Below are 11,403 nucleotides of genomic sequence, written 5' to 3'. Positions count from 1 at the left end.
CTCTGTATTTCGCCAACTATCTTCACTTTCACATTTTTGGGGCTCATATACACACGTACCAAAACGCCGAGACCTCATACGGTTCCCCGGGAAGTAGCATTGAATCCGCCGCCGCATCAAAACCGGCGCGCTACTCTTCAACTGTAATATCGGCTGGCGTGTTTGCATTTCGCTCGGCCAATATGGCCAGTACGGTGTCCAGTTCACTGGCGCTCATCATTCCCTCTTATCCTTACCTTGCCAGTGGTGTGATAGCCGCCCGCGTTTAAGCCGTGGTAGCATATTCCTCTAAATTGGGCTTTTCCAATTCTTTTCGGAAGCGCCAGCCGGTGAATGGCCATGCCGAAGGAATGCCATTTGCGCCAGTATACCAATTGGTGCAACCGGTCATCCAAATCGTGTCAGGCATTGCCGCATAGACCATATTGTTAAACGCTTCGGTTGCTGCCACTTTCGGGTCCATGGTTTTGATGTTGCTTGCATAGGCCATTTTGATGCAACTGACGATATAATCGATTTGCGTTTCCACAATGCTGATAGCCGAGAAATTGCCAAACGGACTTTGCGGGCCAAGGGTAAAGAAAAAATTCGGAAATCCCGGCACGGCAACAGTGCGTAGCGCGTAAGGCCCATCCTTCCATACGTCATTGATATTAATCCCTTGCGCATTGGTCATATTCATCGGCCGGAAATAGGCATGCGCATCATAACCTGTCGCCATCACCAGTACATCCAATTCATGTGTTCCGCCATCTTTAGTGTGCACCACATTACCGTCAATTTTGACGATATTGCCATCGGCGACGGTTACATTGTCTTGCTGGATAGAACTGTAATAAGTCGTACTCATGACCAGTCGTTTACACAAGGGTGCAAAATCGGGTGTCAAGCGTTCGCGCAAAGCCGGATTCTTCACCGTCTTGAGGTTTTGCTTACACGCCCAACCCATCAAATCACGTTGCCAGCTTTGCCGGATAACCGCTTTGGCAAACAGATTTTCAAACAACACACGATAAAAAGTATGGCCAAAGCGGGCCAGCGCCGGAAACCATTTGGTCAGTTTGCGTTCAAGCGCCGTATATTTGCGATCCGGTAGGGGAAATACCCATTGTGGTGTTCGCATGAAAATCTTCAAATCGAGTTTACGTTTTGACAAGCTCGAAATGATCTGCGTACCCGTTGAGCCATTGCCGACGAGGCCAACTTTTTTGCCTTTCAGATCAACGTCATGGTCCCAACGGGCAGAGTGAAAACAGGCTCCGGAAAATGTATCAAGACCGACGATATCGGGATAGACAGGATGAAATAGAAGTCCGCAACAGGCGACAACAAAATCATATTTCAGTTTTTCGCCTTCCGCCGTTTGGACCGTCCACTCCTCGCCATCGTGCTTGCAGTTTATTACTTCCTTATTGAAACTGATATATTGGTGTAACCGGTATTTTTTCGCGATTGAGACAAGATATTGCTGAATTTCAGCCCCTTGCGGCAAGCGTGAAGACCAATCGCCATTAGGCTCATTTTCATATGTGTAATAATGTGACGGAACATCACAGGCGATGCCCGGATAGGTGTTAACCCGCCAAGTACCTCCCAAATCATGATCTTTTTCATAAATTTGAAAGTCAGTAAAACCGGCCTTTAAAAGGCGCATGGCGACCAGCATGCCTGACATGCCGGCGCCAATAATCAGAATTTTTGGCTGCTTTACCGATGCCATTGCTTCACCGGTACCATCAGAGCACCTCGAAAATATCGTATACCACATTGCCGCCGCCGAAGCTGCGCATCTTACCGACTGTGGCAATATTATTGAGCCATGCATATTTTTCAGACCGGGTTTCAAAATATGGTGTGGCACGGAAATACATGTCTTCGCCGGCAATTTCTTCACCTTTTTCCATGGCTTCAGCAATATGTGGCTCCATGCGCAATACGCCATTGTAAAAACAGTGAATGGCCGAACCATCATCACCGTGAAACAGCAGGCGAACGTCCAGTTTCCAATTGCCGTTTGGCTGCAGGCGAATCCAGTCGCCCCCAGGGCCAACCAGCTTGGCATTAAAGCGTGGGCTTTCAATCCATGCATCTTCAACATTGAAAACCATCAGATTATCCAATGCCATATTCGGTTCCGGAATAGTGCCGCGCATGGTGCACAGCCATTGTGTTTCAAGTTTCAAATCTTCCATAGTTAGTTTCCTTAATTGAAATTAATTGGATAGCTGGCCATCACTCTGAAGAAAGAGTGAGACCATTCAATTTCGCCAGCCTCTAAAGTCAAACCTTGCGTACGTTTTGCCAATTGACCAAACACGTGACGCGCTTCCATTTTGGCCAGCTGGTTGCCAAGGCAGAAATGCGGGCCGCCGCCAAAGGATTGGTGCGCCACTTCTTCCCGCTCAATGTCAAAGCGGTCCGGCTTATCAAACTTCGCCGGGTCATGATTGGCCGCAGCCAGCAATTGCCAAATTATAGCATCAACCGGTAATGTCACACCGCTAACCTCATACGGCTCTTCAAGAACCCGCCAATTAAACAAAATTGGTGTGTCATAACGCAAGCACTCGTCAATTGCATTGACGGTCAGGTCCGGATTGTCGCGCAGTTTTTGCAACTGGCCGGGATTCTCGACAAACGCTCTTATGCCATTACCCAAAAGACCTATTGTAGTTTCATAACCGGCGACAATGACGCCAATGGCCTGAATGATAAGTTCATCATCGGTGAAGCGGTCACCATCTTCCGATGCCAAAATCATAGAACTGAGCAAATCATCACCGAGGTCTTTTTTCCGCTCTGCGAGAAGAACCCGGAAATAATCTTCCATAGCCTCACCGGCATTGCGCGTGCGCTCTTGCACGTCAGGCGGTAAGAATTTAGCGAAGAAGGCATTTGTCCGCGCTGCCGTCCACTCATTGAAAATTTGCCGGTCAGCCATGGGAACGCCCATAATCTGGCAAATCATACGCGACGGTACCTCATGGGCCAGCGCCGGAATCACATCCATACCGCCATCGGCGAGCGCTTTATCAAGCGATGCCGCAACAATTTTGCGGACTTCGTCCTCCATCAATTTGACGGTTTTTGCGCCGAATGATTTTTGCACCAGCTTGCGCAAGCGGCGATGTTCCTCGCCATCTTTATTTAAAACGAATTCAAGGAAACTGCCCTTCGTATCCAGCGGATCAAAATTCGGGCTGTCACCATGCATATCAGTCATGCTGGTTTTGGCGTCGGAAAAAATTGCCTTCACATCATCATAGCGGCTGATGCGCCAGGTACCGACCGGCGTCAGGTTGACCGGTTCGGTTTCGCGCAATTGTGCCAATTTAGGATAGGGGTCATCGCGAAAATTCGGGTCGAAGAAATCAGCCCCTGCCCAATTGCCCGTCTGTATGGTTTCGACCTCACTCATTTTCTATCTCCTAATGTGCAGTCCAGCCGCCATCAACCGGCATGGCGGTGCCAGTTACAAAGCTGGCAGCATCAGACAGGAGCCAGCACGCCGCCGCAGCAATTTCGTCCGGTTGAGCGAGGCGCTTTTGCGCCGCCATCTCGCCCAACATTTCTTCGGTGATACCGGCCTCCAGCAAATGCTGCAAAATCGGCGTATGGGTTGCTCCCGGGCAAATGGCATTAACACGAACTTTTTCAGGTGCCGCTTCCAGTGCAGCAGCTTTGGTCATGCCAATAACAGCATGCTTGGTGCCGCTATATGCACCCTGCATGGCCAGACCAACCAAACCGGCAACCGAGGCATTATTGACAATGGCCCCACCGCCATTGGCTTTCATATAGAGCAGCTGGCTTTTCATGCATAGCCAGACGCCTTTCATATTGACCGAGACAATGCGGTCAAAATCAGCCTCTTCAATCATCTCGGTCGGTACGGTCGGCAGGCCAATACCGGCATTATTGAAAGCACCGTCAACCCCGCCAAGTGCCTCTACCGTTTTAGCCATGCCCGCCTCAACGGAGGCCGCACTGGCAACATCAACCTCTACCGCGATGACGGTCTGCTTGCCGGTCGCCTTATCGGCGATGGCCTGACAGGTGGGCCGATCAATATCCCAAAGGGCCACCGATGCACCATGCGCCATCAATTCCTCGGCGGCAGCCTTACCGATACCCGTAGCGGCCCCGGTAACGATGAATTTTCTCTCCTGAAAGTTCAATCCCATCTCATCGCTCCTTTGATCTAGAATAGACCATTATATCTAATTCATCTATAATATAGAATCAATGGTCTAATTTAGATTTATTACTCTATAGACATTTCGGCGACCAATCGGCATGAACCTGCTATGAGCAAAGCAAACACCAAACCACGGCCACAACGAAGCGGCAATCGCGAGCGCATTATTGAGGCCGCTATTCAGATGATGAATATTCAGGGGTCCAATATCGGGACGAAACAAATTGCCGTGCGTACCGGCATCAGTCCGGGCAATATCTACTACTACTTCAATAATTTCTCCGAAATTGCCCTGGAAGTTGTCAGTCGATTACGTTCGGAATTGTTCGAGATTTTGGCATTACCAGCTCACGGACCGGTAAATCCAACGCAAGTGGTTGGCTATTATTCCGGTGGTGCCGAAGTGCTATGGCGCTATCGATTTGTTATATCGTCGGGGCGTGAATTGACACATCGCTCGCCCGAACTGGAAAGCAGTTTTCGGGAGTTTACCAATGAGGGCATTGAGGCGGTCCGCCGGATTCTGGAAAATCTTTTCGAATACAATCCGGGTACGAATAAGGTTGATCAATCATTGTGTCGCAGTTTGGCTGAGAATATGTGGGTCTTATGGAGTGCATGGCCGCGTCATGTGGAAACCAAAAACGCAACCGATCAAACAAACCCGCAGGAAATAGCCAAAGGTTTGCAACAAGTCGCCTTAATATTGGTGCCTTATGTAGATGTGCATTTTTACAGACAGGTTGACGAGGGTTTGTTGTATTATGTCAGCAATCTTAAAGAAAATTCTGCTTAGCCAAGCCCTGCGTGTTGAGGAAAGGCAGAACCCGCCACCAATGCCACCGAGATGGCGTAATTTAACAGTCCGGTCATGTGTCTGTTCCTCCCTTTGCCCTTTTCCGAAGTCTTATTGCCGTTCGATCAACATGTGATTGACATCAATTTGTCCGGCTTTGAAGCCCCCTTCACAATAGGCCAGATAGAGTTCCCATATTCTCTTGAATCGTTCATCAAAATGTTGATTGGCAATTTCAGGCCATGCAGCAAGGAACCGGTCACGCCACAATTTCAGGGTTTTGGCGTAATGCAATCCAAACCCGTTTTCCTGAAAAAGGCGCAAACCTGCGGACATGATCGGTTTTTCCAGCCGTCTTAGTGATGGTAACATTCCGCCGGGAAAGACATATTTCTGAATGAAATCAGGCTCACGTTTATAGTCTTCAAAAATACTATCATCAATAGTGATAATTTGAAGTGCGGCTTTGCCCCCCTTCTGAAGACATCTTGAAAGACATTCAAAATAGGTTGGCCAGTAGGCTTCGCCTACAGCCTCAAACATCTCAATAGAGATAATTTTGTCAAAAGACCGGTCAACATCACGATAATCCGTCAGCGCAACATCAACCTTATGGGAAAGACCCGCATCGGCCATACGTTTATTTGCAAAGTCAAACTGTTGCTGTGAAATGGTAATTGCCGTTATATCAACATCGTAATGCGACGCGGCGAATTCTGCGAAGCCGCCCCAACCGCATCCGATTTCCAGAACACGATCCCCGGACTGAAGCCCGGCGAGTTCAGCCAGTTTTCTATATTTTGCTATCTGGGCAGATTTCAGATCATCATCGTCCTTTTCAAAAAAGGCAGATGAGTAGGTCATGCTCGGATCCAGCCATTTATCATAAAAACCGTTCCCCAGATCATAATGGGCTGAAATATTGCGGCGTGATCCTTCTTTCGTGTTTCTGTTTACCCAGTGCCCGGCCCGGCGAAGCATTGTCTTCAATTTACTAAATTTGAGATTCTCTTCGACATACGTGTTTTGTCTAACAACAAATTCAACAAGAGAAGCAAGATTAGAGCTTGAGACTTCCCCCATGATGAACGATTCACAAAAGCCCATTTTGCCGTCGGACATGATTCTGCCCAACGCAGATCCGGTGTGGATATGGACATCTGCAGATGGCCCCTCACCACCACTCTTGAAGTTATGGGTGCACCCATCAGGCAAGGTCAGGGTCAGTTGACCATATTTGATACGCTTCAGAACGCCCAACAGTGCTTTGACATGGAGTTTGTAGAGCGTTGAACTAATCATTTCAGCGGTCCTCACGGGTCTCGGCAATATCCATGCCGAAGGATGCGGAATTGGTCGCTAAAAACCTTAAGGGGATTATATAGCTGACGATTTCAAATTCCAAAAAGAAAAAACACCCAAAAACCCTACCATATCCCGCAAAATGATCCCCCTGTTAAGTCAGCTCCGGGTAGTCAGGCGAAGCCCAGGTGCGTGATGTTCCGTCAATACCTCATGGCGAAAGCGATATAATTCGGCAGGCCGCCCACCGGTGCGTGTCGTAATGCGTCCGGTACGCTCTACCAATCCCGCATGGTCCACCAAACGCCGAAAGTTTTGCTTGTGCAGCACAACTCCCGATATGGCCTCTACGGTTCTTTGCAGTTCATACAACGTAAAAGAATCCGGCATGAGATCAAAAATAACCGGACGATATTTCAGCTTGCCACGCAACCGGCCCATAGCCGTGGCAAGAATACGCCGGTGATCATGCTGCATCGGATGCCCCAAGGCTGCTGCGTCCTTCTCCGGCAGAGAAAGACCGCACCGCCCATCCCGACCGGCCTCCGGCATCAAACCCGCCTCATACAAAAGTTCGTAACGCTCCAGCGTCTTTTCTTCATCCCATGCCACACCCTCTAATCCAAAACAAATCCGCATCCGGTCCTGAGGATACCCCCGCATCCGCACCGATTCACTCTCATGGTTCTGCGCTGCCGCCCACTCTGCCAAACACGGCAAGATCACCCTATCCAACAAAGCCGGACGTCCGGCCCGCCTATCCTCCCACGGAAAAAACATATACCAGTCCCGCCACTCCCCCACAGATACTTCATTACCTCCGGGCCGGGCAAACGCCAAATATCCAACCGACACTATATGAGAGTCACCCGTGTTACCCCCGGCGCGGGCATGACGGCCTCTGTCTCCAAATGTATAAAGTTGTTCTACATATCCGGGAGTCAAATGAGTTTGCTGTTGCACCCATGCCCGTAACCCCTGTTCAAGAGTGCGATGCTCCAGAGGGTCAAAGGGACCAAAAGGCAGACTATCCCACCCGCTACTTTCAGTGCCCTCTCTCTCAACATCTGATGAAGTGTCCGGTGAAGTGCGCGATACCACGAGACAATGGGGACTGCCCTTAACGACTGACACAATGGCCGCATTCAAACCAATAACGACCTGAACACTTTGAGAATTAGACAATTCCTGAGAGTTAACGCTCATAACTCTCCGGAAGAAATCAAAGCCTCAGGGTGGGCCGGAACATCAAACAAATTTCCCTCCCATGCCAGCGCTCCCGGTCCGATCGCATCAATAGCGCGACTCATACGCCCCTCACGCCCCATAAGAGCATCCGCGTGACGCACCATCAAAGCATTGGGATAAATAAATGCCGCCTGCTCACGCAACAAACGGGCCAATGCTTCCTCCGGCATATCAGGGTTAATGCGACACAAGGCAATAAAGGCCGCCGCCGAAGACCGGCTTATCCCTGCCCAACAATGCACCAATAAAGGAGCTGCCGTTGTATCCCATTCATCTATAAATGATATCAAACGCCCGATGTGTTCCGTTGAGGGGGATATCATCCCATCACGGACTTCACTGATATCATGCATGGTCAGTTTTAAATGGCGCTGCGGAGCAATACCGGCAGGTGTTTCAATCATTTCCTCCTCTCCCAACGCGCTGATCAGGTGAGAGGGCTGATGACGGGCGATAGCCTCTTCAATGGCGCTGAGGGGAGAAATGTATATCTTCATGGGGACGTTATCCAATATCAGGGGCGATTATCGGACTAATGTAGCAAACCGGTCAAGGAAGGCTTTTTCCGCCTGCCGGACAGGACGAGGCTCAAGGGAAACGGGAGCCACGCCCCGGGGGCGGCCAAAGAAGCGCACCGCCTCCGCCTCTTCAAATCCGGCCAGTTGCACCGCCTCCAGAAAGGCCGAGGCACGGTCTGCCCGCTTGATTATATCACTCACCGTATGGGGCAAAGAGGCCGGCAGGCCAAAGCGCATATAGATGGCACTTTGCAAATGCCCTTCAAACGACTGGTAATCCAGACCAAGAGCCGTTTTAAAGGGGCTGATCATGTCGCCGATAACATATTCCGGCGCATCGTGGAGCAAGGCCGCCAACTCCCAGCGAACGGGCCAACCCGGGCGAAACTGACGGCACAGATCAGCGACCAACAGGCTGTGCTCAGCCACCGAAAACGCATGTTTGCCGGATGTCTGACCATTCCAGCGGGCAACGCACGCCAGCCCGCGGGCGATATCTTTTATTTCAATATCAAGAGGCGACGGGTTGAGCAAATCAAGACGGCGACCACTCAACATGCGCTGCCAGGCCCGAGGGGGTCGTTTCTTCTTGCGGGCAGCAGACGTCATTGAGCCCCGTTCAGCCGCCTATAGGCTTCGGTGTTCCTGAGAGCCTTATTATCCTGAACATAGTCAAAAGGAGTTTTCCCCTGTTTGTCCCGCACCGTGCCATCGGCCCCACGGTCCAGCAACAGTTCCACCACCTCCGGTGAGTAACTCCCGGCCGCTGCCCGATGCAAGGGCGTCTGGCCTAACATATTGCGGGCCTCCCTATCGGCCCCATGGTCCAGTAGCAGCTCCACTACCGCCACCGATGCCTCAATATGGAGCACTGCCCAATGCAGGGGTGTTGCTCCACTTCCATCGCGGGCCTCCCTATCGGCTCCGCGGTCCAACAATACTTCCACCACCGCCGGTGTCCGGCTACTGAACGCCGCCCAATGCAAGGGCGTTTTTCCATTATTATCGCGGGACTCCCTATCGGCTCCACGGTCCAGCAACAGTTCCACCACCGGTATCTGATTAAAATTCGCTGCAAAATGCAGAGGCGTCCAGCCATTCTTATCATGGTCCGAAATATCAGCCCCATGATCCAATAAGAGTTCTACCACCTCCGGTGCCCAGTTATCTCCCGCTGCGCTATGCAGGGGTGTCTGGCCCAACATGGTACGGGCCTCACTGTCGGCTCCTCTGTCCAGTAACAGTTTTACCACCTCCGGTGTTTCACTATTCGCCGCCGCCGTATGCAGGGGTGTTCTTTCAATCATATTGCGGGCACCGATATCCGCTCCCCCTTCAAGGGCGGACTCAACATCGGTCACCGTAGCCATCTTCCAAAACGTCCAATCCAACAACACATTATCGTCTTGCGCCTGAATCGGGGAGTGCAAGAGTAATATTAAAAACAGACACCCCAGTAAGGCACTCGCTTTTGTTTTCATGTCGTACTTTCTTTTCCGAGGCTGCGTTTCTCAATGAGAGTTACCATGTCAGCCATGATGGCGTCCAACCGGAAATAACGCAGGGTATAAGCCGCAACACCGCCATGGTGTTGAAGAGTGTCAATCAATTTATGATGTCATCGTACCATGGGTAAGTTGCACCTTTTTCGATCCGCTCAAGTTGATCCCCACATATGTTGAAGAGGTCTACCTGCCAACGCCCTATGAAGCCTTGAGCAGCGCTCCAAGCTGCTACAACAGCATCCGCCATATCGTCAGCACGCTTGTCACCTTTTATTGTTCCGTTGGTTTGCGCCTTGACCGATGAATACCATTTCAAGACGCTGTTCGCAGCGGAATCGTCGGAAGGCAAGACATTGACAAGGAGCTTTGGGTGGCTCTCGAACAAGCGCCATCCAGACTTTGCCGCACGCTTTGCGACTAAGGCTCCATTCAAGGTCATAGCGCTATACAGTGCATTCTGATGAATCACTGAACGGAAGCGCTTAGGATAACGTTTCCTTAACGCAATATCGCACTGTCGGATTCCTGTCAGTGACCAAGCCATCAATGTGTCGATACCGAGTGCGGATGCATCGTCATGCCCTGAAAGCCATTCCCAAGCCAAGCCCGCGTTTTCGACCACCTCGCAGATGGGGGCCGGATTCGATGCAATTTCTCCATCAGGGGACACGTGTATGGCGGCAACACCATGTGCCCCCCTTCCACCCGGATCGTATCCAAGAAATTTCATATCATCCATCTTATCCGGAAATAAAAGTCAGCTAAACGCAGCCAAGCAATATAAGTTGATAGGTCTGTATATTTATTGTTCAAATTTTTTCTTTATATCTGTCTGAAAAATCATCGCTATAATTACATAACCTATAATTGTAGATATATCGTTCAACACATATTCAAAGTGGCTGATTTCTTGTACTGCTTCGAAAGGAACTCCCAATGATAAAACGTGCGCAATTATAATGATCGGTACATATATTTTTCTACCAATGGGCTTGAATTTATACAGGAAATAAAGGTTTATAATATATATCAGAGCCAATATCAGAAGAAGCACCAAAGCACTACTGAAAACTATCCCACCACGAGATGGGCTCACTACCTCCTGAATAGCTCCCAAAACAAACCCCGAAACAAGGAAAAAAATTATAATCAAAAATTCTAAAGTAATGATTCCCTTAAAAATTCTTTCTATATTCATTTTATTTTCCTCTACCGTCATTTGTTACAAAAGGGAGACCTGCCGAGGTTGGTACTATCGTATATAAACCACCTAAAAAAGCGGCAACCAAAATAAAACGGCAAGTCTAAAAAGAACTACAAGCCCCAGCAGGCACAAAATGGTGTTCCGGAAAGACGGCGCGTCTTTGATGGCCCGGATGAGGCGCGGCACAAAATTTTCTATGGTCCGGGTGATAGATTGAATAGTGAGTACTGCCAATACACACAACGCAATAATGAGGATCGCACCTAAAGTTATGATTAGAAGAGATTCACCGAATTCCCTGATGAGTGGATTAAGAAGAGCACGCGCCAAACTTTCCGGTATGACTAAAGTCGCGAACAAGACAAAAACAAGAATAACAAGGGAAGCGCGATTGAAAAGAGTCCGCAATCTGGTCAATATGTCTTTTGTTCTATTGGTGACATCGCGGAACCATTTAGCGTCTCCGGAGACGTCCTCTTCTGACCTTAAGGCGTCCTCTTCCTGACTTGGGCACTCATAGTGATGATCTACAAAGGCGAGAAGGGCATTTAATTTATCCTCCTCATTCAGATATCCGTCTTCACCGGGATTGATATTATTTTCCCGGAAGAATTCCGAGAGATCGGCCTCTT

Annotated in this window: 15 protein-coding genes; 2 read left to right on the top strand and 13 right to left on the bottom strand. The window is 49.6% G+C overall.

Annotated features, from left to right (window positions below; genetic code table 11):
* Window positions 1-269 (top strand): hypothetical protein (locus V6Z81_11015; GenBank protein MEG9862997.1); only part of this gene is annotated, 269 nt, incomplete at its 5' end.
* Here V6Z81_11015 and V6Z81_11010 read toward each other — a convergent pair.
* The 4 genes from V6Z81_11010 to V6Z81_10995 are packed head-to-tail and all read right to left on the bottom strand — an operon-like array spanning window position 266 to window position 4,184.
* Complete coding sequence (locus V6Z81_11010) at window positions 266-1,720, bottom strand: NAD(P)/FAD-dependent oxidoreductase (GenBank protein MEG9862996.1); 1,455 nt, start codon at window positions 1,718-1,720, stop codon at window positions 266-268. The two genes, V6Z81_11015 and V6Z81_11010, sit on opposite strands and share 4 nt — an antisense overlap.
* A gap of 16 nt (window positions 1,721-1,736) precedes the next feature.
* On the bottom strand, window positions 1,737-2,192 hold the full coding sequence (locus tag V6Z81_11005) for a DUF3237 domain-containing protein (GenBank protein ID MEG9862995.1): 456 nt from the start codon (window positions 2,190-2,192) through the stop codon (window positions 1,737-1,739).
* An 11-nt stretch (window positions 2,193-2,203) separates the two neighbouring features.
* Window positions 2,204-3,418: a cytochrome P450 gene (locus tag V6Z81_11000; protein ID MEG9862994.1), complete on the bottom strand. Its 1,215-nt coding sequence runs from the start codon at window positions 3,416-3,418 to the stop codon at window positions 2,204-2,206.
* 10 nt (window positions 3,419-3,428) lie between these two features.
* Window positions 3,429-4,184, bottom strand: coding sequence for an SDR family NAD(P)-dependent oxidoreductase (locus tag V6Z81_10995; GenBank protein ID MEG9862993.1), 756 nt, complete (start codon window positions 4,182-4,184; stop codon window positions 3,429-3,431).
* A 123-nt stretch (window positions 4,185-4,307) separates the two neighbouring features.
* Here V6Z81_10995 and V6Z81_10990 point away from each other — a divergent pair, with 123 nt between their 5' ends.
* Window positions 4,308-4,994: a TetR/AcrR family transcriptional regulator gene (locus tag V6Z81_10990; protein MEG9862992.1), complete on the top strand. Its 687-nt coding sequence runs from the start codon at window positions 4,308-4,310 to the stop codon at window positions 4,992-4,994.
* A gap of 111 nt (window positions 4,995-5,105) precedes the next feature.
* On the opposite strand, the gene V6Z81_10985 is transcribed toward V6Z81_10990, so the two are convergent.
* The 9 genes from V6Z81_10985 to V6Z81_10945 form a co-directional block, all read right to left on the bottom strand.
* On the bottom strand, window positions 5,106-6,296 hold the full coding sequence (locus V6Z81_10985; protein MEG9862991.1) for a cyclopropane-fatty-acyl-phospholipid synthase family protein: 1,191 nt from the start codon (window positions 6,294-6,296) through the stop codon (window positions 5,106-5,108).
* A 159-nt stretch (window positions 6,297-6,455) separates the two neighbouring features.
* The gene (locus V6Z81_10980) at window positions 6,456-7,502 is read right to left on the bottom strand and encodes a hypothetical protein (GenBank protein ID MEG9862990.1); all 1,047 of its coding nucleotides are present in this window, start codon (window positions 7,500-7,502) and stop codon (window positions 6,456-6,458) included.
* Window positions 7,499-8,041: a hypothetical protein gene (locus tag V6Z81_10975; protein MEG9862989.1), complete on the bottom strand. Its 543-nt coding sequence runs from the start codon at window positions 8,039-8,041 to the stop codon at window positions 7,499-7,501. The genes V6Z81_10980 and V6Z81_10975 overlap by 4 nt, the downstream gene beginning before the upstream one ends.
* 27 nt (window positions 8,042-8,068) lie before the next feature.
* Window positions 8,069-8,671, bottom strand: coding sequence for an HD family hydrolase (locus V6Z81_10970; protein ID MEG9862988.1), 603 nt, complete (start codon window positions 8,669-8,671; stop codon window positions 8,069-8,071).
* A complete protein-coding gene (locus V6Z81_10965; protein MEG9862987.1) occupies window positions 8,668-9,543 on the bottom strand; it encodes an ankyrin repeat domain-containing protein in 876 nt (291 codons plus the stop codon). The genes V6Z81_10970 and V6Z81_10965 overlap by 4 nt, the downstream gene beginning before the upstream one ends.
* Window positions 9,540-9,671: a hypothetical protein gene (locus tag V6Z81_10960; protein MEG9862986.1), complete on the bottom strand. Its 132-nt coding sequence runs from the start codon at window positions 9,669-9,671 to the stop codon at window positions 9,540-9,542. The genes V6Z81_10965 and V6Z81_10960 overlap by 4 nt, the downstream gene beginning before the upstream one ends.
* Window positions 9,668-10,306, bottom strand: coding sequence for a hypothetical protein (locus tag V6Z81_10955; GenBank protein MEG9862985.1), 639 nt, complete (start codon window positions 10,304-10,306; stop codon window positions 9,668-9,670). Before V6Z81_10955 ends, V6Z81_10960 begins: the two co-directional genes overlap by 4 nt.
* Window positions 10,307-10,369: 63 nt before the next feature.
* Window positions 10,370-10,765, bottom strand: coding sequence for a hypothetical protein (locus V6Z81_10950; protein MEG9862984.1), 396 nt, complete (start codon window positions 10,763-10,765; stop codon window positions 10,370-10,372).
* A gap of 72 nt (window positions 10,766-10,837) precedes the next feature.
* On the bottom strand, window positions 10,838-11,403 hold a 566-nt coding region (locus tag V6Z81_10945; protein MEG9862983.1), incomplete at its 5' end, for a hypothetical protein.

The organism is Parvularculales bacterium (assembly GCA_036881865.1).
Lineage (GTDB): Bacteria > Pseudomonadota > Alphaproteobacteria > JAPOUT01 > JBAJNM01 > JBAJNM01.
The sequence above is the reverse complement of the archived record's forward strand: the minus strand, read 5'-3'. Positions and strand labels throughout refer to the sequence as shown.